Source organism: Halopseudomonas salina (genome assembly GCF_008641105.1).
This window is the reverse complement of record NZ_VTTI01000010.1, coordinates 1-23,279: the sequence shown is the minus strand read 5'-3', so window position 1 is coordinate 23,279 and position 23,279 is coordinate 1. Positions and strand designations below refer to the sequence as shown.

The 23,279-nt window shown below is 51.9% G+C and carries 20 protein-coding genes; 8 read left to right on the top strand and 12 right to left on the bottom strand.

The window, feature by feature from the left end; translation table 11 throughout:
* The first annotated feature begins 204 nt into the window (after positions 1-204).
* Complete coding sequence (gene ispH, locus FZF01_RS14955) at positions 205-1,152, top strand: 4-hydroxy-3-methylbut-2-enyl diphosphate reductase (protein WP_150278169.1); 948 nt, start codon at positions 205-207, stop codon at positions 1,150-1,152.
* On the opposite strand, the gene mutT is transcribed toward ispH, so the two are convergent.
* Genes mutT through pilB form a run of 6 tightly spaced genes read right to left on the bottom strand, consistent with a single transcriptional unit; the run spans position 1,153 to position 6,864 of the window.
* A complete protein-coding gene (gene mutT / locus FZF01_RS14950; RefSeq protein ID WP_150278170.1) occupies positions 1,153-2,214 on the bottom strand; it encodes an 8-oxo-dGTP diphosphatase MutT in 1,062 nt (353 codons plus the stop codon). It lies immediately after the preceding gene.
* Positions 2,215-2,218: 4 nt separating this feature from the next.
* Positions 2,219-2,407 carry a DNA gyrase inhibitor YacG gene (gene yacG / locus FZF01_RS14945; protein WP_150278171.1) on the bottom strand — a complete coding sequence of 63 codons (189 nt, stop codon included), beginning with the start codon at positions 2,405-2,407 and terminating at the stop codon, positions 2,219-2,221.
* Positions 2,404-3,009, bottom strand: a complete 606-nt coding sequence (coaE, locus tag FZF01_RS14940; protein ID WP_150278172.1) for a dephospho-CoA kinase — start codon at positions 3,007-3,009, stop codon at positions 2,404-2,406. The genes yacG and coaE overlap by 4 nt, the downstream gene beginning before the upstream one ends.
* A gap of 3 nt (positions 3,010-3,012) precedes the next feature.
* Positions 3,013-3,885: a prepilin peptidase gene (locus FZF01_RS14935; RefSeq protein ID WP_150278173.1), complete on the bottom strand. Its 873-nt coding sequence runs from the start codon at positions 3,883-3,885 to the stop codon at positions 3,013-3,015.
* Between the two features lie 3 nt (positions 3,886-3,888).
* Positions 3,889-5,157, bottom strand: coding sequence for a type II secretion system F family protein (locus tag FZF01_RS14930; protein ID WP_150278174.1), 1,269 nt, complete (start codon positions 5,155-5,157; stop codon positions 3,889-3,891).
* Between the two features lie 3 nt (positions 5,158-5,160).
* Positions 5,161-6,864 (bottom strand): type IV-A pilus assembly ATPase PilB, encoded by a 1,704-nt coding sequence (gene pilB / locus FZF01_RS14925; RefSeq protein ID WP_150278175.1) that lies wholly within the window; start codon positions 6,862-6,864, stop codon positions 5,161-5,163.
* A 264-nt stretch (positions 6,865-7,128) separates the two neighbouring features.
* Here pilB and FZF01_RS14920 point away from each other — a divergent pair, with 264 nt between their 5' ends.
* The 5 genes from FZF01_RS14920 to FZF01_RS14900 are packed head-to-tail and all read left to right on the top strand — an operon-like array spanning position 7,129 to position 12,081.
* Positions 7,129-7,533, top strand: a complete 405-nt coding sequence (locus tag FZF01_RS14920; protein ID WP_150278176.1) for a pilin — start codon at positions 7,129-7,131, stop codon at positions 7,531-7,533.
* Positions 7,534-7,585: 52 nt separating this feature from the next.
* Positions 7,586-9,580 carry a hypothetical protein gene (locus FZF01_RS14915; RefSeq protein WP_190325447.1) on the top strand — a complete coding sequence of 665 codons (1,995 nt, stop codon included), beginning with the start codon at positions 7,586-7,588 and terminating at the stop codon, positions 9,578-9,580.
* Positions 9,516-10,397, top strand: coding sequence for a glycosyltransferase family 2 protein (locus tag FZF01_RS14910; RefSeq protein WP_223825475.1), 882 nt, complete (start codon positions 9,516-9,518; stop codon positions 10,395-10,397). Before FZF01_RS14915 ends, FZF01_RS14910 begins: the two co-directional genes overlap by 65 nt.
* Positions 10,394-11,332, top strand: a complete 939-nt coding sequence (locus FZF01_RS14905; RefSeq protein ID WP_150278178.1) for a hypothetical protein — start codon at positions 10,394-10,396, stop codon at positions 11,330-11,332. The genes FZF01_RS14910 and FZF01_RS14905 overlap by 4 nt, the downstream gene beginning before the upstream one ends.
* Positions 11,329-12,081 carry a class I SAM-dependent methyltransferase gene (locus FZF01_RS14900; RefSeq protein ID WP_150278179.1) on the top strand — a complete coding sequence of 251 codons (753 nt, stop codon included), beginning with the start codon at positions 11,329-11,331 and terminating at the stop codon, positions 12,079-12,081. Before FZF01_RS14905 ends, FZF01_RS14900 begins: the two co-directional genes overlap by 4 nt.
* Here the strand turns inward: FZF01_RS14900 and FZF01_RS14895 are convergent.
* Both FZF01_RS14895 and FZF01_RS14890 read right to left on the bottom strand, forming a co-directional pair.
* A complete protein-coding gene (locus FZF01_RS14895; protein WP_150278180.1) occupies positions 12,078-13,184 on the bottom strand; it encodes a glycosyltransferase family protein in 1,107 nt (368 codons plus the stop codon). The genes FZF01_RS14900 and FZF01_RS14895 overlap by 4 nt on opposite strands.
* A gap of 17 nt (positions 13,185-13,201) precedes the next feature.
* On the bottom strand, positions 13,202-14,557 hold the full coding sequence (locus FZF01_RS14890) for a nucleotide sugar dehydrogenase (RefSeq protein ID WP_223825476.1): 1,356 nt from the start codon (positions 14,555-14,557) through the stop codon (positions 13,202-13,204).
* A gap of 186 nt (positions 14,558-14,743) precedes the next feature.
* Here FZF01_RS14890 and FZF01_RS14885 point away from each other — a divergent pair, with 186 nt between their 5' ends.
* Both FZF01_RS14885 and FZF01_RS14880 read left to right on the top strand, forming a co-directional pair.
* Entirely contained in the window at positions 14,744-15,172 is a 429-nt protein-coding gene (locus FZF01_RS14885; RefSeq protein ID WP_150278181.1) for an MAPEG family protein, read from the top strand.
* A 206-nt stretch (positions 15,173-15,378) separates the two neighbouring features.
* Complete coding sequence (locus FZF01_RS14880; RefSeq protein WP_150278182.1) at positions 15,379-16,710, top strand: ferredoxin reductase family protein; 1,332 nt, start codon at positions 15,379-15,381, stop codon at positions 16,708-16,710.
* 391 nt (positions 16,711-17,101) lie between these two features.
* Here the strand turns inward: FZF01_RS14880 and FZF01_RS14875 are convergent, their stop codons facing one another.
* Genes FZF01_RS14875 through FZF01_RS14860 form a run of 4 tightly spaced genes read right to left on the bottom strand, consistent with a single transcriptional unit; the run spans position 17,102 to position 23,025 of the window.
* The gene (locus FZF01_RS14875; protein ID WP_150278183.1) at positions 17,102-18,034 is read right to left on the bottom strand and encodes a formylglycine-generating enzyme family protein; all 933 of its coding nucleotides are present in this window, start codon (positions 18,032-18,034) and stop codon (positions 17,102-17,104) included.
* On the bottom strand, positions 18,027-20,078 hold the full coding sequence (locus FZF01_RS14870) for a LysM peptidoglycan-binding domain-containing protein (RefSeq protein ID WP_150278184.1): 2,052 nt from the start codon (positions 20,076-20,078) through the stop codon (positions 18,027-18,029). The genes FZF01_RS14875 and FZF01_RS14870 overlap by 8 nt, the downstream gene beginning before the upstream one ends.
* 2 nt (positions 20,079-20,080) lie before the next feature.
* Positions 20,081-20,923 carry a DUF4123 domain-containing protein gene (locus FZF01_RS14865; protein ID WP_150278185.1) on the bottom strand — a complete coding sequence of 281 codons (843 nt, stop codon included), beginning with the start codon at positions 20,921-20,923 and terminating at the stop codon, positions 20,081-20,083.
* Positions 20,908-23,025: a type VI secretion system Vgr family protein gene (locus tag FZF01_RS14860; protein ID WP_150278186.1), complete on the bottom strand. Its 2,118-nt coding sequence runs from the start codon at positions 23,023-23,025 to the stop codon at positions 20,908-20,910. The genes FZF01_RS14865 and FZF01_RS14860 overlap by 16 nt, the downstream gene beginning before the upstream one ends.
* Positions 23,026-23,279: the final 254 nt, after the last annotated feature.

Genomic DNA, 23,279 nt, shown 5'->3' with positions numbered 1-23,279 from the left:
AACCAAAACCTCGTCACTCTCCCGCACGCGGGAATCCACGGCCGCCTGTCAGGGTGCGCTCGTACTTGTACCCGTCATTCTCGCGCACGCGGGAATCCATTCTGACCTTGTTGCATACACCATTCCATCAGACCAGCCCCCATCGATTCTGTCCCGCTTATCGTGGATAATGCGGTCATTCAGCACCCAACCACGAGGCTCTCCATGCAGATCAAATTGGCCAACCCCCGCGGCTTTTGCGCCGGCGTAGACCGCGCCATCGAGATCGTCAATCGTGCGCTCGAAGTGTTCGGGCCGCCGATCTATGTGCGGCATGAAGTGGTGCACAACAAGTTTGTGGTTGAGGACCTGCGCAATCGCGGTGCGGTCTTCGTGGAAGAGATAGAACAGGTCCCTGACGACGTTATCGTGATCTTCAGTGCCCACGGCGTCTCCCAGGCGGTACGAAAGGAAGCTGAAGATCGCGGGCTGAAGATTTTCGACGCTACTTGTCCGCTGGTTACCAAGGTGCATATGGAAGTGGCACGCTATAGCCGTGATGGGCGCGAGTGCATCCTGATCGGCCACGCGGGTCACCCTGAAGTTGAAGGCACCATGGGTCAGTACGACGCCCGCAACGGCGGAGCCATTTATCTGGTTGAAGACGAGAATGATGTCGGCAAGCTGGAAGTGAAGGATCCCCAGCGATTGGCTTTCGTCACCCAGACGACGCTTTCCATGGACGATACCGCTCGGGTGATAGACGCGCTCAGAGCACGTTTTCCGGCGATTGATGGGCCACGCAAGGATGATATCTGCTATGCCACCCAGAACCGTCAGGATGCGGTCAAGCAGCTTGCGGCGGGGTGCGATCTGGTATTGGTGGTGGGTAGTCCGAACAGCTCTAATTCTAATCGGCTGCGCGAGCTTTCCGAGCGTATGGGTACGCCGGCTTATCTGATCGACGGCGCTGAAGAGATCCAGTCAGCGTGGCTGGATGGCGTAAAGCATATCGGTATCACCGCGGGCGCCTCTGCGCCGGATGTTCTGGTGCGCCAGGTTATCCAACATCTCCACGGTTTGGGTGCGACTGGCGAAGAGGAGTTGGCTGGTCAGGAGGAGAATATCGTCTTCAGCATGCCCAAGGAGTTGCGGGTAGTTTCGCTGGACTGATCAGAGGTCAGTCTTGGGCTTCCATAATCCGGATATGCCCGCGATGCCCTGGGCGCCAGCCTGAAAAGCCTGCTCCAGATTGTCAGTCGACAGCCCGCCCAACAGGTAAACCGGGATATTCACCTGCGCAATCAGATTTCGTGCTTCTTCCCACCCCATGCCTTTGGCTTCCGGGTGCGAAGTCGTCGGCAGCACCGGTGAGAGAGTCACGAAGTCTGCGCCGATCTCTGCTGCCATTCGTAATTCCTCTGCATCATGACAGGAAGCGGCCAGCAGATTATTGCCAGCTGGAGCTCCTTCGCGGCCAGGCAGCCGCTCCCACTCTGGTGCGGACCTAGGCCCGAGGTTGGGCGCTTGCACTGACCTTGGTGGGACCGGCGGCCCCGCCGGGAATGGTTCTCCCTTCCGCCATCCGGCTCTGTGCAGCTCTCGCAGCTGCGACGCAGTCACATGCCATCCATCGCCGCTCGCGGGTGGAGTCGCGGCCTTGAGCAACCAGATAAAGTCGTCGCCAAAGCTCTGCATCAATCTGGTCGTCAGCTGCTCATATTTGGCGGGCTGCATAGCTGTCTGCCTAAGCTGAACCATGGTAAGGCCCCGTTTACGGGCATCATCCAGTCCGGCAACAAGCGTTGAACTATCCTCGCAGTCGGGGGTAATCAGGTAGCTTTCCGGTAGTTGTGCGGCGGTGACGATAGGCACATTGGCTTGAGGAAAGTCGTACAGCCTCAGCTCGCCGGGTAATACCCATTGAACAGGCTGACCCTCGGCGCCATGGGCCTCGCCATTGAAATCATCTACAAGCCAGACATCCAGACGCACAGACTTGTCCGGATAATCGTGGTCGATATCAATCAAGGGCCGGGCAGAGGTGACCTCAATGCCCAGCTCTTCTTCCAATTCCCGTTTGAGGCCCTCGTAACGGTCTTCACCCGCGTCAAGCTTGCCGCCAGGAAACTCCCACAGTCCGCCCTGATGCGCGGCTTTGGGGCGCTGAGCAATCAGAATGCGGCCGCTCCGGCGAATCACCGCGGCCATCACATGGATCCGGGTCCGAGTCATCGCGCTATTGCTGCGGCAGATCGCCGGAATACAGATCCTGTTCCAGCTCCTCGCCGGGCACGACGTGTTCTTCGGAAGCCCAGGCCCCCAAGTCAATCAAGCGGCATCGAGGGGAGCAAAAAGGCCGGTCGGGAAAGGCTTCATCCCAGGTGACTGGAGCGGTGCAGGTAGGGCATTGCAGATTCAGGGTCATATGGTGTCTCCGGAAGCCAGTTTCAGGTATTGCTGGTGCAGCGCATCCACCTGCTTGTGGAGCGCTGCCAGGTCCTGATCATTGCTGACTATGTCGTGGGCATGTTTCAGACGCTCTTCCCTGGATGCCTGGGCTTGCATGATAGATCTGACCTGCTGCTCTGGCACATTGTCCCGTAACGCGGTCCGCATGAGCTGCGTTTCCTCCGATACATCCACCACCAGCACACGATCGGTCATCTTGTGCTGCCCGGATTCAACGAGCAAGGGAGAGACCAGCAACGCATATGGCGATGTGGCAGAAGCCAGATCAGTAATAATCTCTTCGCGGATCAGCGGGTGCAGCAAGCCCTCGAGCCATACTCTCTCTTGCGGATCGCTGAAGATTTTTTCGCGTAGTGCGGCTCGGTCCAGCTCACCGGAAGTCTGCAGGACAGCGTCACCGAAACGATCAACTATGGCGTGAAGAGCCGGCCTGCCTGGCTCGACCACAACGCGAGACTTGATATCGGCATCCACAACGTGAATGCCATGTTTAACTGCAAAGTGCAGTGAAACGGCAGACTTGCCACTGCCAATGCCGCCAGTTAAACCAATGATCATTATTCAGAATCCGGCAATTTGAAGATATTTGCCGGTTATTGTGTCACCCCAGATCAGCGCAATCCACCCGGCGATCGCCAGGTAAGGGCCAAAGGGCAGGGGAGTGGCATTCGACTGGCCGCGGGTCTTGAGAATGATGATGCCGAGAATGGCACCCACCAGCGAAGACAGCAGTATGGTCAGGGGCAGGATCTGCCAGCCACCCCAGGCGCCGAGCATGGCCAGAAGCTTGAAATCACCGTAGCCCATGCCCTCCTTGCCGGTTATCAGTTTGAACGCCCAGAACACCAGCCAGAGGCTGAGATAACCTGCTACCGCGCCCCAGAGGGCGGTGTGCAGGTCAGTGAAAAGTCCGAAGCTATTGGCTATAAGTCCTAGCCAGAGCAGGGGCAGCACTATCGCGTCCGGCAGCAACTGTGTATCGGCATCAATCAGGCTGAGACAGATAAGCGCCCAGGTGAGCACCAGCATGCTACCTGCCTGCCAGCCGAAGCCGAATTGCCAGGCAACCACCATGGACAAGACAGCGGTGAGTAGCTCGACAGAAGGGTAGCGCAAGCTGATGTGCTTCTGACAATGCCCGCAGCGCCCGCGGAGTAGCAAATAACTAATAACGGGCAGATTCTGCCAAGCCTTGATCTCGGTATTGCAGTGGGGGCAATGGGAGTGGGGAAGGACGATATTGAATGTTGGCTCCGGGGCCAATTCGACATCCGGCTCGAGCATTTCTCTGCTTTGCCTGAGCCAGGCGCGCTCCATCATGATGGGCAGGCGATGAATCACCACATTCAGAAAACTGCCCACAATCAAACCAAGCAGGCCGGCGAGCAAAATAAAGGCCAGCACATGGCTGGCCAGATAATCAATAAGGGTCATGGTTCAGACGACGGCGCCCAGCTGGAAGATCGGCAGGTACATCGCGATGATCAGGCCGCCAACCAGAATGCCCAGAACCACCATGATCATGGGCTCCATCAGGGTCGTCAGGTTATCCACGGCGTTATCCACCTCGGCCTCGTAATAGTCGGCTACCTTATCGAGCATGCCGTCAAGGTTACCCGACTCTTCACCGATGCCAGCCATCTGGATAGCCAGTGACGGAAACACGTTTGTGGTCCGCATGGAGAAATTAAGTTGCGAGCCTGCGGAAACGTCTTCCTTGATCTGCATAACAGCGTTGTAGAACACCACGTTACCCGCAGCACCAGCCACCGAGTCCAAAGCGTCAACTAGCGGCACACCCGCGGCAAAGGTGGTGGACAGTGTGCGGGCATAGCGAGCCACCGCAGCTTTGTAGATAATGTCGCCAACGATGGGCGCTTTCAACAAAATCCGATCCTGGGCGTCACGGAACTTCTTTGATCGCAAGTGGGCCTGGGTGTATGCGTATCCGATGATGATAAAGCCGATAAGAATGATGAACCACCAGGACTGCAGCCATTCCGAAAGCCCAATAACCATCAGAGTGAATGCCGGCAGTTCAGCACCGAAATTAGCAAAAACTTCCTTGAACTGCGGTACCACCTTGAGCAGCAAAATTGCCGTGACCACAATTGCGACTACAACCACCGCGATGGGGTAGGTCATTGCCTTCTTGATCTTGGCCTTCAGGGCCTCGGTCTTTTCCTTGTAAGTCGCAATACGATCCAGCAGTGATTCAAGACGGCCCGATTGCTCACCCGATTCGACCAGGTTGCAGAACAAATCATCAAAATACTTCGGGTGTTGGCGTAGGGAGTCAGCCAGCGTATTACCTGCGGCTACATCGGTCTTGATTTCAAGGATCAATTTCTGGAAATTCGGGTTCGCGGTACCTTCGGCGATGATGTCAAACGCCTGAATAATAGGTACGCCCGACTTCATCATGGTCGCTAGCTGGCGGGTAAAAAATGCCACATCCAATGGCTTGATCTTCTTGCCGCGGCTGGCAAACAACGTGGATTTCTTGTTGACCTTGGTAACCAGCACTCCCTGCTTGCGCAGCTGGGCCTTGACCAGAGCAGGATTGGTGCTCTGCATCTCGCCGGATACCTTGGTGCCTTTACGATCCTTACCTTCCCATTTGTAGGCGGAAGGCTGTATTTCCTTTACTGCAGCCTTCCTTTTAGCAGGAGCGGCCTTTCTTTTTATCGCTGCTTGTTGCGCCATGACTTAATCCTTGGTCACACGGTTGACTTCCGCCAGGCTGGTCACACCCTGCTCCACCTTCATCAAGGCTGATTGGCGCAGGTTGCGGAACCCTTCGCTCTGGGCGACGTCTGAAATCTCGATGGAGTTGCCATCTTCCATGATAATACGCTGCATTGCCGGCGTGATCTTGACTACCTCATAAATCCCCACACGTCCTTTATAACCATCTTTACAGCTTTCGCAACCCACAGGGCCATAAATTGTGATTCCGGCATCAATTTTTTCGGCGCTGAAACCCTCTTCCAAGAGTACGTCTCGAGGTACTTCCATCGGTTGCTTGCATTGCTTGCACAAGCGCCTGGCCAATCGCTGGGCGATGATCAGGTTGACTGATGTTGCGATGTTAAATGAGGGAACGCCCATATTGCGCAAGCGGGTCAGAGTTTCGGCAGCACTGTTGGTGTGCAGTGTGGAGAGCACCATGTGGCCTGTTTGCGCAGCTTTGACTGCGATTTCCGCCGTTTCCAGGTCCCGAATCTCACCCACCATGATGATATCCGGATCCTGGCGAAGGAACGCCCGCAAGGCCTTGGAGAAATCGAGCCCTTGTTTCAGGTTAACGTTTACCTGATTAACGCCCTCAAGGTTGATTTCAACCGGATCTTCCGCGGTGGAAATATTTCGCTCCACGGTATTCAGAATATTAAGGCCGGTGTACAGCGACACCGTCTTGCCCGAGCCAGTAGGGCCGGTCACCAGAATCATGCCCTGTGGTTTGGCAAGGGCGGTCATGTACATCTCTTTCTGATCGTCCTCATAACCCAGCGCATCAATACCCATTTTAGCGCTCTCAGCATCCAAAATACGCAATACGACTTTTTCGCCCCAGAGGGTGGGCAGGGTGTTCACTCGAAAATCGATAGCCTTGTTTTTGGATATCTTCATCTTGATCCGACCATCCTGCGGTTTGCGTCTCTCAGCCATGTCCATTGCGGACATCACTTTAAGGCGTGCAGCGATACGAACGCCCAGCTGCACAGGAGGTTTGGCTACTTCGTGCAAAATACCATCTGTACGAAAACGTACGCGGTAGATCTTCTCGTAGGGCTCGAAATGCAAGTCTGAAGAACCCATCCGCACTGCATCAAGAAGCATCTTGTTGACGAAGCGAACAATAGGGGCGTCATCTGCATCGCCGCCGACTCCCTCGTTTTTGTCATCGTCCTTGACGCTCTGTACATCGAGTGCGTCCAGGTCCTCGTCAGCCATATCGCCAAGACCGCCAGTGGGGCTGTCGAGAAATTTCTCAATTGCCGCTTGCAATTTATCGTCTTCGACAATGACCGCGTCAGTCATCAAGCCGGTATTGAACTGAATATCGCTCAGGGCCTGCTGATTGGTCGGGTCTGACAGTCCAAGGAAAAGACGCGACCCTCGCTTAAATAGTGGGATGACGCTGTGCTGGCGAATCAGCTTTTCACTCACCAGGTCTCGCGGCTGTGATTCGCCGTCAATTGCAGTGAGATCGCAATAGGGATAACCGAATTCTTCAGCGCATAGCATGGCGAGGTCTTTGGCGTTAGCCAGCTTGTGCTGAACCAGATAGGTAATGAAGGGGATCTTGTCCTGCGTTGCCTGCTTGCTGGCCTTGCTGGCAGCCTGTGCGTCCAGGAGTTGATCCTGAACAATGCGCCGGGCCAGGCCGGAGAGAGCGGGAGTATCCATAGGCTAAGGCTGTCTCGATCCGTTATTAGTAGCATTTCATTTGGGACTATAGTACAGCAGTGCCTGACAGGAGACATAGTCTCTGCGCAAAGATCACCGATGTGACAAATTACGTCACACAGTGACGAGCTAGGTGATGAATTTCCGGTAACAAGTGGTAGCATCTGAAACGCAGGGCAGCGTAGCCGGGCTATCATGGATCTGGCACGGATTATGCATTTAGAAAAGCAGCCTCTAGGCTAAATCACATAAATGGAGTTGACTATGAAAGCTCAAAAAGGTTTTACATTGATCGAACTGATGATCGTTGTAGCGATCATCGGTATTCTGGCTGCCATCGCGCTGCCGGCATACCAGGATTACACTAACCGCGCTAAGGCCTCTGAGATTGTTCTGGCTGCTAGCTCGGCGCGGACATGTGTGACTGAGATAGTTCAGTCTGAAGGTTTTTCAAACCTTGATACTTGTTCCACAGGTTTTAGCTCGACCCAGTATGTTTCTACTCTTCTCGTAGACGCAAGTTCAGGCGAAGTTACAGCAACAGGTAAGAACTTCGGCGAGACAGTGACTGTTACCCTAACTCCGTCGGATACTTCCACAAACCGTATAGGCGAGTGGGTATGTTCTGGTCTGCCTCTTAAGTGGATGCCGGGCTCTTGCCGCGGTTGATTTAGTAGACTAAAAACCCCGGCCTTCATGCCGGGGTTTTTTTATGGTGAATATGAAAAAATTAATAATTTCTCGATCTTTAATTTTACTTGCGGCACTTATGCTGCTTGGTCTTGCATATTATCCAGGTACAACCGGCGCCTTATATTATGATGACTATTCGAATCTCAGTGGATTAACCACCCTCGCCTCTTCCGGAGACATTCAGTCATTCGTGTTTGGTGGACATTCAGGGCCTTTAGGAAGGCCATTGGCGCTTCTAAGTTTTGTGCCGTTCGCTGATGGTTGGCCCAGAAACACACAAGCAGTTTTGTTGTTCAACGTACTCATACATCTGTTGAATTTTCTATTGCTGGTTTACATAGGTCATCGGCTAGTAAAGTTGTCGGAAGCTAAAGTTGTAGGGAGTTCTTTTAGGGTATCTGTCGCAGCTGCTTTTATGTGGGCCATATTGCCAATATTAGCGTCTACGAGTTTAATTGCGATTCAACGTATGACTGGTTTAGCGACCTTGTTTGGTCTTTTTGGCGTGAGTTTGTTTTTGCACGGATATAAGTTTTACCAAAATAGCCCAAATAAAGCGATGTTAATACAGGTTGGAGGCGTAGGGGCATTTAGTGTTCTCTCGGTGTTCAGCAAAGAAATTGGTCTAATATTCCCCGTTTATGCGCTAGTAATCGAGTTATTATTCGCTCGCAAGGTGCCAGAAGCTCAAGCTTTTCAAAATATTAGGCGTTTGACATTACTCCTCCCATTATTAGTGATTTTATATCAGATTTCGCCATTGAGTATTAATTGGTTTGAATATAGCGAACACCGAGGGTACACACCCTGGGACAGACTGCTGACCGAAACTTATATCCTTTGGCAATATCTTTTTTCAGCTTTTTTCCCTCAATCCCCAACGTCATATGGGCCGTTTCACGATTATTTTGGGGTTCTTGGTTTTGAACTGAAAACTATACTCGCAATGTGTGGTTGGGCAGTTATTTCGATTTTAGCTTTTAAAATGAGAAAGCGAAGTGTTTGGCTTTTGTTTGCTTTGGCGTGGTACTTGACAGGGCACCTGATTGAGTCCACCACCGTGCTGCTGGAGCTATATTATGAGCATCGAAATTATACTGCTCTATATGGTGCTGTATTGTCCCTGACTGTAACAGTTTTCATGGTCCGTGGCCGAGTCGGTAGAATTGTTAGATATTCTTATGCTATTTACTGCTGCTTGTTACTTGTAATATTATATGGTCTTACAAATTTATGGGGGCAGCCCGCAAAGGCTGCTGATGTTTGGAATCAAAAGCATCCCGGTTCAGTTAGAGCCGCTTTGCATTCTGTATTTATTGAAATGGAAGGCCTACCCAACGGCCAAGCCAAAAATTTGTATGATGCTAACCAAGACTTTATTGTTAAAGAGAAGCATGCAATCTCATTAAGAATAATGGATAAGACTTTCAAGGCATGTCCAGACTGCATAAATATTAGAATACAAGCATTGTTATTTGCCTGTGTGGTTGAAACGTCAGATCAAATCCTTGAACGGTTCAAATCACTTCTAGAACTTGTACCCTCAGGAAATTTAGATCAAAGTGTAATAAATTTGTTATTTGATCTGCATGAATTTATCGCCTCTCAATCATGCGGTGATTTGGACTACGGCCACCTTTCAGGACTGCTGGATGCTATGATTGAGAATAAGGCAGCTCAGGTACCTGAATACAATACAAAGCTATTTTTCTTGTATGCAATGACTGAGGAAGGTAGGGGTGATATATCAAATGCTCTTACCAAGCTTGATATCGCTGAGCAGGCCGGGCCTCAGGTTGCTCCAGTTTTGCAATATCAGGTTTACCTGCACCTTAAAGACGGAGACAAGAAATCTGCTTACGATGCAGTTAGACGCAGAGAAAAGTTATTAGCTAAACCAGATACGAATAGTAAACTAGCGTCGATGATTCAAGAACTTAAGTCAGAGATTGAAAGCAATGATGAAACTCTCAGAAGAAGTAGTAAAATTGAAAATATCGGTGGTAATACCGGCCAAGAATGAGGCCGCAACCATAGGCACTGTAGTGGAAACTGTAAGGGCACTTGCGCTTGATTTGGAAGTTATCGTGGTTGATGATGGGTCAGACGACGATACAGGAATAATCAGCTCTGTTGCTGGGGCAATAGTTATTAAGCACCCCTATTCTAAAGGGAATGGGGCGGCGATCAAGACCGGTGCGCGACATGCTAAAGGTGATGTTCTGGTATTTATGGATGGGGATGGCCAGCACGATGCTGATTCTATTGTGAAGCTTGTTGATCGCCTGCTTTCGGGGCACGATCTTGTCGTAGGGTCGCGCCAACGAGGATCTCAGGCCAATGTGTGGCGTGGGACTGCTAACCGATTTTATAACTGGCTTGCAACATACATGTCCGGGCATAAAGTGAGTGATTTAACTTCAGGGTTTAGAGCGGTACGTGCAGAAAAATTTCGGGAGTTTATTTATTTATTGCCCAACGGATTTTCTTATCCAACCACCAGCACTATGGCATTTTTTAGGGCTGGTTATTCGGTAGCATATGAGCCTATCCATGTCGCAAAACGGGTTGGTACTAGCCACATCAGGCCTTTAAAGGATGGCACTAGATTTGTTTTAATTATATTCAAAATTGGAACGCTTTATTCTCCCTTGAAAATATTCGCCCCAATTTCACTTCTTATTTTCATGTTAGGTATGGGATGGTACGGTTATACCCTTTCTGCATTTGATAAGTTTACTAATATGAGTGCTTTATTGTTTACCTCTAGCGCAATGATTTTCTTGATGGGGCTAATATCCGAACAGATAACAATGCTCATGTATAAGAGAAGTGAATGAGAAATATAGAAGGTAGTGCTTGGTTGGTCGGGCTTGGAGAGAGCGCCCGGATAAAGCTTGTGTGGAGTAGTTTTTTCTTGGCGGCTATTATTGCTCTCGTGCTGGCAGCTATTTATCTCCTAAAAACAAAATCAAAACTTCCTTTAGATTTAAACTTTTCACCTGTAGCGACCATGTTGGTAATGGCTTTGATGTTGTCAGTATATTTCCTGTCAGCGTTTCTTTGGCAGCGATATCTTCGAATTTACAATATATTTAGAAGCTTTCAAGACATACTAATTGATACCGGTTTTTTGGTAATAGGTAAATATTTCCCAGGAAAAATAGTTGGGATTCTGGGAAGAGGTATTGTATCAAAACAAGGGGTCAAGCTCAGTCGTATAAATTCCATCGTTTCAGTTGGGGAGCAAATTTCCTCCTTGTGTATTGGAGTCCTAACGGCTGGCTGGGTGATTGCGCTAGTTTATATTTCGGGCCTGGTGTCTCTCTCAGTCGTAACTGTATGTTACTTTTTTCTGTTATGTATATCCATCCGATTTTCGACTTCTGTTACGTCAATGGTTCTAGGAAAAGGTTTGTCGGTAACAACAGTATCGATCTATAGTTCCTTCACGCTTGGTATAGGATATGCTTCAACATGGCTCTTTACCGGAATCTCAATAATACCTCTGTTTGGAGAGGGTTGGTTGGCTGGTAGTACTGGCCTTCTGCTTGCCGCTTTTTTAATTTCAGTGATAGCTGGCTGGCTTGCTTTTCTTGCACCAGCAGGTATCGGCGTGCGAGAAGCCATATTTACAAGTTTGGCAGGTTCAATTGTTCCTTGGGAGCATGCATTGTCATGGGTGCTTATGCATCGGCTGATTTGCTGTGTCATTGATGTAATGTTTGGCGTCACATGCGTGGTATTAACAACATTTCGCTATGGTAAAAAATGAAAAAATTTATCAGCGCACCTGCTCCCCGTTTTATTATGCGTTTCTTTGAAATTGATCGCCTGCTCCGTCGGTACGTTTTGTCTTACAAAAGAGCGATTAGGGTCGCAGAAATAGGTCCGGGGCTTGGTGATGTTGCTGCTTGGTTTAACAGTTTTGTTGCTTGTGAATCGGTAGTGCTGGTCGAGTCATCTATAGATGCTAGGGATCTTTTGGTTCAACGGTTTAATGAAGCTAATAATGTAAAGATAGTCGATAGTTTTGACTCTGTAGGGAAGGAGTTCGACCTGATTATGGCTTTTGAAGTCTTGGAGCATATTGAAGATGACCAGAATTTTTTGAGTAATATACACAGCTATATGACTGCTGGTGGGTTGTTTATTGGCTCGGTACCGGCTTACATGAATAAATGGCAAGCGGTCGATGTTTGGGCAGGTCATGTTCGCAGATATGAGCGCTCTGAGTTGAAAGAAAAGTTGGAGGTGGCAGGTTTCTCAGTTATTACTATTGATATATACGGATTTCCTGTAACTAATGCCCTTTACTGTTTGCGAGAGCTGTATTATAAGAAAGCCGCTGTTCTAAGTAGAGATGCAGCCACCGCTCAAAGCGGTATATCTCGAAGTGGACTGCGATTCTTTAATAAAAGCATAGTTTTCTTGTTGCTTTGGTTTTTTAAAAATATACAGAGGGCCCCAATGGTTCGCGACTTTGGCGACGGTTTTATCTTTCTCGCTAAAAAAAATGTTTAAAAATTCATATTGAATAATGCTGTTGTTAACTTGGCTCGAATCACATCGATAGATAAATGAGTGAAATACATTTTTCTGCCTTCGATTCCAATTTTCTCTAAACGGTCCCTGTTGTCCCAACACCAGGTGATATTCTCCGCTAGTGATTTGGGGTCGTTTTGTTTGGTTATCAAACAATTTTCTTTATGCTTGAAATTCTTTACCTCGTTTGTTTCTCCAATAATGGTTGTTCGGGCAAGGGCTAGGCATTGTGATGTTTTTCCGGTAATAACGCGATGCGCTTGCTTGGTGCCACCGAAAGGCCCGCCCAAACAGACGTCTGCCATGGGTATATAGAAATCAATCAGTTGGTCGAAAGGAACGCTTTCTATATATTTGTAGCTCAACGTTGGCGTTCTTTTTGCAAAAGCTTTTTTTAGTGTCTTCTCATACTCCAACTTACCACCAATGAAGATGAAATGTAACGGAATGTCGGGGATAAAAGCGATAGCGTCAACGATAGTGCTAACGCCGTGGAGGGGTAAAAAAGATCCATAAAATAGTATGGTTAAAGATGATTCTACCGGTGTCCGGGTTAGGTGGTCTATTTCTATGGCGCCCACAGGTACTGTCACTATTTTTTTTTCGCTGATAGAAAAGGTTTCTGAGTAATATTTTGAATGTGAGTCAGTGTCAGTGATTATTAGGTCTGCGCTCTTTAAAATCGTTGATTCCACTATTTTAATAATATTAGAAATAATTAACCCTGCTTTTCCAAGTTTACGTTCTTCTACCAATGATGCATATGGAGACATTAGTGCGTCAATAACAATGGGCCTATTTCCTGCAATCAATTTTAATAGCCAATAGAGCTCGTGCCCCCTGAAGCCTAATATATATATATCCGGTCGTCCTCTGAATGCTTGAATAATAAGCTTCAAAGTTGTTTCTAGGTATCGAAAAGTATTTGTACTAGAGTTTGTCGCGACGGTGAGGTGGATTTTTTCTTCTCGTTCTAAGGCCTGGATAATGCTCAATGTTCTTATATATTTTGGAGCCTTGTACGCAAGTGCGTAACAGACCTTTAGTTGAGGAGTTGGCTCAAGATTCGACTGCGTTTTCAATGCTCGTACGCCTTATGTTATGCGGAAACAATTTGTGGATGAATTGGAAGGCGCCCTCGCGTATCGATTAATAGCTTGGGAAAGATTGTTAGATTACCGTAGTTGAATGCGTCATGGTCGGTGGCCAGTACGAGGCAATCATAGGCAGCTATCGCAGCGGGTGTTAGGTCGACCGATTTCAGGTCAAAACTATAATCCCGCTTCTGCGGAAAAATAGGCACATGCGGATCCGAATACTCCACTAGCGCCCCCTTATCCTGCAACAGCGCCATGATTTCCACCGCGGGTGACTCTCTTGTGTCATCAATATTCTTCTTGTAGGCCAAGCCCAATACCAGAATCCTGCTGCCCTTGACCGGCTTGCCGTGATCATTCAGCGCGTCTGCTACCTTCTGTACTACCCAGTGCGGCATGTAATGATTTATCTCACCAGCCAGCTCTATGAAACGCGTATTGATCCCGTATTCCTTGGCTTTCCATGTCAGGTAGAAGGGATCTATGGGTATGCAGTGGCCGCCAAGGCCGGGACCCGGAGTGTAGGGAACGAAACCAAAAGGTTTGGTGGCGGCTGCCTTGATGACTTCGTGGATATTGATGCCCATTTTGTCGGCGACGATCTTCATTTCATTCACCAGGCCGATATTGACGGCCCGGTGAATGTTTTCCAGGAGCTTGGTCATTTCAGCGACTTTAGGCGTGCTTACGGGCACCATGGTTTTTATCGCTAAACTGTAAAGCGATACTCCGAGGTCAAGGCAGCGCTGTGTGGTCCCGCCTATCACTTTAGGAATGTCTGCGGTCTGGTATTGGGCGTTGCCTGGGTCTTCTCGCTCTGGTGAGTACACCAGTGCACAGTTTTCTCCGGGTATGAAGCCCTTGGCGCGTAATCTCGGTTCCAGCAATTCTTCGGTGGTGCCGGGCCAGGTCGTACTTTCCAGACTGAGTATCTGACCCTCACGGAAGTAGGGGAGAATGCTGTCTACCGTGTCCGTTACATAGCTCAGGTCGGGTTGGTGATGACTGTCTAGTGGCGTTGGGACGCAGATGATCTGAATATCAACGTCAGTGGTGAGAGCGAAGTCGTTGGTAGCGATGAACCCTGCCGCCTGGGCTGTTGCAATCTGTTCTGACGTTATGCGCTCGATGTAGCTGTGCCCGCCGTTCAGGGTTTCCACTTTGTGCACGTCTATGTCGAAGCCGGTGACCCTGATGCCCACTTGCGCAAACCGCAGCGCTAACGGCAAGCCCACGTATCCCAGGCCGTAGATGCCCACATGACAGATCCGCTCGCTGATTCGCTTTTCAAGGGTTTCGAGCGATGTATTAGCGGGATAGGTCATGGTGCTGGCATTGTCTGTTTGTTGCTGCGGCATGGGTTGGTTCCTTGACCGTGACGATGATGCTGGTAAGTGATCATTGCAAAGAGGCTGAACAGGAGCAAGGTTTCTTCTGGTCCTTTTGGTCGAGCGCTGTGTGGATGCTCTTGAAGGCCTGCGCTTGGAAAAATAGAGCTATTACTCTATCCTCGATTTCCCAATAAAAATAATGAGGTATCTGCTATGTCGTCTTCCTTATCCCCGTCTGCCGTTGCTTTACTGGGCCTTGCGGCCTGGATGCTGATTTTGTTGTTTGTGATGGTCAATCAACGCGGGCTCTTGGTGTTGTCGGGCAAGATGAAAGTCAACGCATTTGCTCCAGACGGCAGTAATACGCCGGAGGGCTTTGGTCGTCGCCTGGTTCGCGCGCATGCCAATTGTGTCGAGAATCTGCCGTTGCTTTTTGCGGTACTACTCTATGCGTTGGCTACAGGTAATAGCGCTGTAACGGATGGCCTTGCGCTGTTGCTTTTAGCTGCGCGGATTTTTCAATCGGTTATGCATCTGATCAGTACGGCTCAGATTTTTGTCTGGTTGCGTTTTGCCGGTTTTCTAGTGCAGTTGTTGATTGTCGCGTGGTGGTTGCTGCGGTTGTCCGGGTTGGCTGGTTAGGTCTAGCGCTGAAGATCAGGGACAGGGCAAGGCGGATAGCCATGCCCAACCGTGTTCAATCAGTTAGACCCCGTTGATACAGACCTCGGCTGGCGGGCGCTATGTAAATTCTGTTTAAAGTCGGGTTCTGTTTGACAAGGATCAAACGCAAGTGGGTTTGGTGCGAGTAGCGTCTTACCGGACACAGGTCGCTCACAAGGTTTCCCATGGCGCGTATATCGGTTTTTTTCTGGGGTTTGATTGCACTGGTCACGGGCATCTGGTTTATGTCGGACACCCTGTGGGTCAGCCCGTTTGCGTACTTTCCGTTTCGCAAGGTATTCGTGCAGTACTCCGGAATCCTGGCGGTGTTCATGATGTCTGCGGCCCTGGTGCTGGCATTACGGTTGCGATTGCTGGAACGTTGGCTCGGTGGCCTTGACAAGGTTTACCGCGTGCATAAATGGCTGGGCATTGGCGCCCTGGTATTGGCTACTTTGCACTGGTGGTGGGCGCAGGGTAGCAAGTGGATGGTGGGCTGGGGCTGGCTGGAAAAGCCGGCCCGCAGAGGCGCCGGACAAGAGCTCGCCGGCATCGAAACCTGGTTACGCAGCCAGCGCGGGCTGGCAGAAACCTTGGGGGAGTGGGCGTTCTATATTGTCGCGCTATTGATTGTGCTGGCTCTGGTAAAGGCTTTTCCGTACCACCTGTTTCGCAAGACCCACAAGCTGCTGGCGGTGGCGTTCCTGCCTCTGGCCTGGCATAGCTTTATTCTGATGAATTTCGATTATTGGGCCGACCCTATCGGATGGCTGACGTTCCTTGTTGTGGTGGCGGGTAGCGTAGCGGCAGTGTTGCTGCTGTTAGGCTGGCCGTCGAGGGCGCGACAGGTGTCGGGCGAAGTGGTCTCGGTGCACCATTATCCCGGTCTGCGGGTGTTCGAATGCCTGGTCAGGGTGGAGGATGGCTGGCAGGGTCACCAGCCGGGTCAGTTTGCCTTTGTTACTTCCGACCCCCGGGACGGTCCGCACCCCTATACCATTGCCTCAGACTGGGATCCGCAGACCCGTTTCCTGAAGTTTGTTGTGAAGGAGCTGGGTGATCACACCCGGCTGGCCAGCGCGAAGGTGTGCCAGGGTATGCCGGTAACGGTGGAAGGACCTTATGGTGCTTTCAACTTTGAAGATGACAGCCTTACCCAGATATGGGTGGGCGGCGGGATTGGTATTACTCCCTTTATTGCCCGCATGAATTACCTGGCCAGGCATCCGGATCACCGCACCGTATACCTGTTCCATACCACAGAGGATGTCAACGAAGAGGCGCTCGATAAGCTGCGCGCCGATGCCGAGGCTGCAGGTGTCAATCTGATCATTCGGCGTAGCAAAGCAGAGGGCAGGCTGACAGCGCAGGATATCCGTGATGCTGTGCCCGATTGGCAGCAGGCCAGCCTGTGGTTCTGCGGCCCGGTGAAGTTCGCCAGTGCGGTGTTCGGTCAGTTTCGCAAATGGGGCGTACCGGCCAGGCGCATGCACCGGGAGTTTTTTGATATGCGTTAATGGTGTTGGTTGGGCCAGATTTCGAATCAATGGAGATCAATGGGGGGCAGAGTCATCGATCCCTGGGTATCAGTCAGAGCGTATTTGGTCGTTGCCCGGGATCCTGCGTGCGTGGGTAAGGACGAGCCAAGCCCAAGTGATCTGGGCTAAGAGCTCCACGAAAAGCCGGCAAGTATTAACCACGACACGGCAATGAGCAGCGCAAGAATCGCGCCCAGAAAGGCAGCCCTCAGCTTTGTACCCGCTTCAGGGAAGGTCACACTGCCAGTAGAGCTCTGCGAGAGAAAAGCTCATGGGCGACAATGCGAGTGCGAAGATATGGTTCATCCATGATTTCACTTGTTCATACTCCTGGGTAACGGTAATTCGCTTTTGATAAAAACTAGATTGCCTATTGATCGCTGTCAGTGAGAGGGATGGGGCTCTGAAGGGCGCAGCGGAAGGTGTACTCCGAAATGCTGTCCCATTCTTCATTGAGTGCACTGGGGAGCGACTCTGGCATGCCAATACGTGAAAAGCTGAAATCCATGTTACGGACAATCCTTTCGGCGCCCTCGTCGGGCCCTTTTGGATCAGTTATCTCCGGATTTTCCCGATACCATGTTTCCGAGAACCAGTCGTTGACCCATTCCATACCGTTGTCGGCCATATCGTAAATGCCTAACGGATTGGGGGGCAACCGGCTTCCCACTGGGACGTACTCTCCGGTGTCGTGGACTCGCTCGGATAGCTCGGGATGAGCGCTTAGTGGTTGTCCGTCATGGGTAGAGTAGATCCAATTCTTACTGCCTCGGTTGCGTCCAACAAACTCCCATTGGGCCGAGGTGGGTAAATCCAGTGGCAGGTCGGTCAGGCTGCCTAGCCACTGACAATAGTTCTTGGCGTCCTGCCAAGTGACTCGAGCAGGCTTTTCGACAAATAGGCGGCTAGCCGGATCTTGCTCAAAAGGATTTCTTTCCCACGTCTTGGACAGGCCCCGCTCGATCAATGGCAGGTCATTCGCTAGCAGATAGGTATCAAAATCATGCCATGTGGTCTTGTATTTACTCAATGAATAGCTGGACAGAGTTACTTTATGAGGCTGGTCTTCTTCAATTGTTGGCGGGAAATAGGGTCGCCATACGCCATCTTCTCCGACGGCGCCGAAGTCGCCCATGATAAAAGTGCCGCCTTCGATGAAGGCCAGGTTGTCTCGGGTTCTTTCGGTTAGCAGGGTGACGAGCTTAGGCAGATCATAAGTTGCGTTAGGAGGCTGACTGTTCTGACAACCATTGAGAAGTGTGCTGCAGCTAATCAATATCGTTACGAGAGATAGGTTACGCATAGTAGGTTCCCGTCAGTTGGACATGTTTGGCTAGTTGCACTGGTTGGTTGGGGACCGCCCGCTTTCCCCGTAGTTCGCTCTCGATACGGTCTATCTGCAGGCTGGGAAACAGGCGCATTAGATTGCGTAAGCGAGTGCGGTTGTGGGCGAAGCTGCCCTTTGTGCCTGCCGGATTGATGCGGGTGACGGTTTCCTCGTAGTCACGCCAGCTCTGGCTAACTTCAAGGAGAGATAAAACGGCTCTTTCACGGCGGTTATAACCCATCGTATAAGTGTCCCAAAAGCTCGGGCCGTAGTCGAAACAGAAAATGTCCAGAAGACGACCCTTTACTTCAGGAGGTGCGTACCTGACCCAGCTTTCACCCCCCCTGGCGAGGTCGGAAATGACGTTGTTGGCCGTTGTTATGGCCAACTGTTCTCTTTCAAGGGCGCTTCTGTGATCAGATCTGATTCTATTGATATCGTCGCCGATTCGTTCGGCAATTCTTGTACCCAAGCGCACCGTTACGGCAGCATGAGTTGCGCCAGCAAGGATTCCAAGAAAAGCAAAGTTGATCAACTGACCAAACGCATCAGAATCAATATCCTCAACCTTATGAAAATCCACGGTGAGTAGGCTGTTGTAGACGCACTTGACCATAGCCAGGAATGTACCCGCATCTACTTCGGCACCTAATTCTCCAGAGGCGCCAGCGCCTGCTACCAGACCGGCCTGCACGTTAAAGTAGAATTTGTGCGTCCGGGCGCTCCACTTGAGTTTCAACTTGGCTTCACCACCCAGGCCAAGAGCAGCGCCAGCTCCCACTCCGAGGGTGCACAAAGCTGTCCATGCGGCTGGCTCAGCAAGCGTGTCCTGCCATTCCACGCTGCCTTCCAGCTTGCCGTCGGCGCGGACGCCGGCGAAGGCGCTGGCTTCTGCGGATGCAGGACCGTCGTTGCTTTGGCTGCTGCTTGAGCCCCCGGTGCCGCGCAACTGCGGGAGGCCATTTTTCATGTCGACATGCACGTTGGCGCTAAGCAGGGCGCTGGCGCCGGCAAAGCCGGTTAGTTCGGCCTTGATCAGAGCGCGAAACTTACCCAATGATGCTTCCTGCAAACTGTTGAATTCATCTCTATAGCGAATTATCCACTCACTGTCCTCCTCGGCTGGCCAGGAGCTTTCAGCATGAGCTTTCGCTTCTATGAGGTTGGCGCTGACGCTGGCCTTGGCTGCGACGTGGGCATTCATCTTCTTTGCGTCGAAGCCGGCGTTCAGGCTGGCGCCCATGGCATAGCGCATGGCCTGTGCTTGGGTGCCGATGACGATGGGCGGCATGCCGTCGACAGGTGTCCAGCGCGTTGGATCACTTTGCCATTCGAGCAGACACCAGTCGGTAAAACTACTGTGAAGGGTCAGCTTGGCTTTTAGCGTAGGGCTGCGCATATCCTTGGCTATTGAGTCGATCAGCTTCTGACCGTCTACTCTTCCGCTGGCAGGGTCATACCAGCCTTTGGTGCTCGCTCTGTCCTGAGACTCGATGCTGTAGCTGCGGTGGCGCCGCCAACCTGAATCCTTCCGTACATAGGCATAGTGCCGATTGCCCATCAGTCGCCTTATTTCGGTGAGCTGCATGGGCTCGGTTGGCTTGGCGCTGTCGATTACCCGCTCTTGCTGGAGGCGCTCGATAAAGCTGTCCTTGAAACCGGCGATGCTTTCCTCAGTGCCTTCCATTTCAGAGTGAAACTGCTGGATAAGCTGCTCCAGAACGGCCTCCTCTTGCTGAATTTCCCGTTGGTGCTCTGCGGTCAAGGGGATGAAAACGGCTTCATCTGCCTGGTGCAGCAGGTCCACATAGTCGTCTGCGCACTCACTGCAATCGGTGATCTGCCCAACCTCACGGGTTTGCCGGGCGTCGTCTGTGTCAGGCAGTCGGAGGCGCTGTTGCGGATAGATACTGTTGGCATCTTCTATCTCGGGGTTCAAGCGCATCAGTGTGGCGATAGTGGTGCCGTTGGCCCGCGCGATCAGACTGAGGTTGTCCCCGGATTTGACGATATATTCCATGGCTAGACGTCCTTGTTCAGACCAAAGAGCTGTTGTTCGGAGAATGCCAGGCGCTGATCGGCCGTATGGGTTTGATCGCCGAGGTACTCAGCCCAATAGGGACTGCTTAGCTCCTGGGGAAAGCGCCAGGCCAACTCGAGGTAATGGAGCGTCTGATGCTCAAGCCTGAAGCCATAGTCATGGGCTTTTTTGATCAGGGCGGCGATGTGCTCGCGTTGGTTCAAGTAACCCGCATGACCCTGATTGCAGCCCAGGTGATGCGTGGCCTTGTCGATAAATCGTTCATGTTCATCGGTTTGCCATTGAGAAAGTTGTTCCTCGCGAAGTAGGTACCAACCCTCCTCGTTGAGACCCCGAGGCTTGCCGTTGGCCGTACTGACGTATGCTTTCCACGCGCTGCCATCGTGAAGAAGCCATTGAGATATGGGGCCAGACCATGACTCGAATTCTTCAGGACGCATGGTGCTGAACAGTCTGTCGGCCCAGGTAGGGGCGTAGAAACGGCAATAGGCCAGTTGCCGGGAAGGTAGCAGTACGCTGATCAGGCTACGCAGATGATCGGCAATGGTGTCCTTGCCGGCTGCCGAGCGCAGCACTAGACCATAGTCTTGCCAGGTTTCAGGCTTGGCCAGCAATTGCCCTCCCGCACTGGGCTTGACCAGCCAGGGACTGGCTTCAATGACCTTGGCATGTCTGGTGCCGCGAAACAGCGGTACGATTGTGGGGTGGTCATCATGGGTATATGCGGTGAATGGTACGTCCATGTTCAAACCATCCAGCAACAGGTAGCAATCGTCGGAATAATCAGGAGCTGATGCCTGCCGTACATTCATGCGCTCAGACATGGACAAGCCTCCAATGGGCAGTGGCCATCCGGTTGGCGGTGACACTGGCTGGAGAGGAGCAGGTTATCTCTGGCCGCTGACTTGAGCCGGGACAGATCATTTGGCTGTGCATTCAGCGTCAATTGCCCTGCGACAGCCCGATCGGCAGCGCCAGGTATAGTAGGTAGTTGAATGCTTACGCCCGATCCCCGCCCGGCACTTCCCCCCGCATTAATCTTGACCGCCGGCCCGATCAGCGTCACCCCACTGGGATCAAGCTTCAGAAACGAGCCGCCACCTTTGGCGGTGAGTTCCATACCCGCATCAATCACAACCTTGTCGCCGGCGTAATAGTGAATTTCGTTACCTGCCTGGATGAACTGGCCGGTGCCGAGCTTGATGTGTTGGCTGGTGCCGACTGTCAGATGATCGTTGGCCTTGATCTCGGTTTTGCGATCGCTGTGGGTGGTGTGGTGCTCTTCGGCCATGAACTCGGTGTAGCTGTTGGCCTCCACACGATCGTGGCGTTCGTTGCCGACGCGGATCTTCTTGTCGTTCTCAATGTTTTCATCCCAGTCGCGCTGGGCGTGGATGTAGATCTGCTCCTGATCTTTCCTGTCTTCGATTCGCAGCTCGTTGTAGCCGCCACCACCCGGGGAACTGAGGGTCTTGAACACGCTGCGGGTTTTGTTGGCGGGTAGTTCATACGGGACTGGGTGGGTCTTGTGGTAGAGGCAGCCGGTGACCAGTGGCTGGTCCGGGTCGCCTTCGAGGAAGGTGATCAGTACTTCCATCCCTACTCTCGGGATGGCGATGCCGCCGTATTGATTGCCTGCCCAGCTGGACGAAACTCTAAGCCAGCAGCTCGTGCGCTCGTCGCCCTGGCCTTCGCGATCCCAGTGGAATTGCACCTTGATGCGACCGTACCTGTCGCAGTGGATCTCTTCGCCTACTGGGCCGGTAACCACGGCGGTCTGGGTGCCGAGCACTTTGGGTTTGGGGTGGTCGAGTTGCGGGCGGTAATGAATATCCCAAGGGGCAGCGGTGAATTGGTTGCGGTAGCCCTGAGTAAAACCGTCTGACTCCTTGGTATCACTGGTGACGGACTCTTCCAGTACCTGGGGCTGCTTGCCCTCGTGCCGAATGCTGAGGACTAGCCACAGGTCGTTCCATTCGGTGCGTGGATGCTCTGACAGGGTCAGGAAATGGCCGGTGACCAATGTGGGGACATCGCTTTTGCCCTCGGCGAGGCGGTAGTCGCTGCGGTGGCGTTCCAGGCTGCGTTTGGCTAGCTGTTTGCCGCGGGCGCGTTCGGTAAAGCGGCCGGGGTAGTCGTAGTCTTCCAGGTCGGGCAGGGGGGTGGGTGGCTGTTCGCTTTCGGCTGGCTGCTGTGCTTTGTGTGCGGCTTCCATCACCAGGTGAGGCTTTTCAAAGTCGTAATCGCGGCGGGTCACTCTGGTGGGGCGGGTTTCGAAGCGCATGGCGAAGCGTTTGATCACCGGCTCGTCGGCAACAAGGCCACTGTCTTGTATGTAAGCGGTGGGGCGATCCAGCTTGGGAAAGCCGGTCTGATCATCACCGAACACCAACAGGTGGTTATCGGTGCTGTGTTCAAAGTGGTAATGGATGCCTTCTTCTTCACACAGACGCTGGATGAAATGCAGATCGGTTTCGTCGTATTGGGTGCAGTAGACCCGCTGGGGGTATTCGCTGTTGAGCTGGAAGCGGAATGTATCTGCCTGGATGCCATGGTCGTTCAATACCCGGGCGATGATCTGCGGCACGGTGAGATGCTGAAAGATGCGCTGGTTGGTACGGTGGCCGAGGTAATACAAATGTGGCACCAGGTCGATGTGGTAACGGGTCAGGCGCTTGCCGGCGTCGCCCTGGGCAACGCGGTGGATCAGGCCATGGATGCCTTTACCCTCGCCGGCGAATCTGAAGAAAACCGGCTGCTGCAGCAGTGCTTCAATATTCAGATCAGGGCGTTCGCTAACCAGTTCCAGCTGGAAGCGGTAGGGCTGGCTGATGGCTTCGGTGCCGGTGAATGACAGCACTTTGAAGTCGTGGGCGATGCCTGAGATTTCCAGCGTAAAAGCGGCCATGTTGGCAGGGGCGAACATCCATTGTTCCTTGTGCTTGGGCTGTGGAGCGGCAGCATTATTGCAGATCGAGAAAATGAAAAACGTGAGGTGGTCGGCAAAACGGGCAGCGGTTGGAGGTTTCGCCAGACGTTGGTTGGAGGTGCGGGATAGAGCTGGCAAAGTGCGCAAGAATTGGCGCAGTTGGTTGTGGCCGGGAAGGTTGTTGAGCCGGTCACATAGGTAACACCACAAACCGGCCACATAGGTAACACCTATGTTGGCCGTATTACTCG

Bases quoted from the DNA above. Each gene is read 5' to 3' on its own strand.
- ispH (WP_150278169.1), top strand. From the start codon at position 205: ATGCAGATCAAATTGGCCAACCCCCGCGGCTTTTGCGCCGGCGTAGAC.
- mutT (WP_150278170.1), bottom strand. From the start codon at position 2,214: ATGACTCGGACCCGGATCCATGTGATGGCCGCGGTGATTCGCCGGAGC.
- yacG (WP_150278171.1), bottom strand. From the start codon at position 2,407: ATGACCCTGAATCTGCAATGCCCTACCTGCACCGCTCCAGTCACCTGG.
- coaE (WP_150278172.1), bottom strand. From the start codon at position 3,009: ATGATCATTGGTTTAACTGGCGGCATTGGCAGTGGCAAGTCTGCCGTT.
- FZF01_RS14935 (WP_150278173.1), bottom strand. From the start codon at position 3,885: ATGACCCTTATTGATTATCTGGCCAGCCATGTGCTGGCCTTTATTTTG.
- FZF01_RS14930 (WP_150278174.1), bottom strand. From the start codon at position 5,157: ATGGCGCAACAAGCAGCGATAAAAAGAAAGGCCGCTCCTGCTAAAAGG.
- pilB (WP_150278175.1), bottom strand. From the start codon at position 6,864: ATGGATACTCCCGCTCTCTCCGGCCTGGCCCGGCGCATTGTTCAGGAT.
- FZF01_RS14920 (WP_150278176.1), top strand. From the start codon at position 7,129: ATGAAAGCTCAAAAAGGTTTTACATTGATCGAACTGATGATCGTTGTA.
- FZF01_RS14915 (WP_190325447.1), top strand. From the start codon at position 7,586: ATGAAAAAATTAATAATTTCTCGATCTTTAATTTTACTTGCGGCACTT.
- FZF01_RS14910 (WP_223825475.1), top strand. From the start codon at position 9,516: ATGATGAAACTCTCAGAAGAAGTAGTAAAATTGAAAATATCGGTGGTA.
- FZF01_RS14905 (WP_150278178.1), top strand. From the start codon at position 10,394: ATGAGAAATATAGAAGGTAGTGCTTGGTTGGTCGGGCTTGGAGAGAGC.
- FZF01_RS14900 (WP_150278179.1), top strand. From the start codon at position 11,329: ATGAAAAAATTTATCAGCGCACCTGCTCCCCGTTTTATTATGCGTTTC.
- FZF01_RS14890 (WP_223825476.1), bottom strand. From the start codon at position 14,557: ATGCCGCAGCAACAAACAGACAATGCCAGCACCATGACCTATCCCGCT.
- FZF01_RS14885 (WP_150278181.1), top strand. From the start codon at position 14,744: ATGTCGTCTTCCTTATCCCCGTCTGCCGTTGCTTTACTGGGCCTTGCG.
- FZF01_RS14880 (WP_150278182.1), top strand. From the start codon at position 15,379: ATGGCGCGTATATCGGTTTTTTTCTGGGGTTTGATTGCACTGGTCACG.
- FZF01_RS14875 (WP_150278183.1), bottom strand. From the start codon at position 18,034: ATGCGTAACCTATCTCTCGTAACGATATTGATTAGCTGCAGCACACTT.
- FZF01_RS14870 (WP_150278184.1), bottom strand. From the start codon at position 20,078: ATGGAATATATCGTCAAATCCGGGGACAACCTCAGTCTGATCGCGCGG.
- FZF01_RS14865 (WP_150278185.1), bottom strand. From the start codon at position 20,923: ATGTCTGAGCGCATGAATGTACGGCAGGCATCAGCTCCTGATTATTCC.
- FZF01_RS14860 (WP_150278186.1), bottom strand. From the start codon at position 23,025: ATGTTCGCCCCTGCCAACATGGCCGCTTTTACGCTGGAAATCTCAGGC.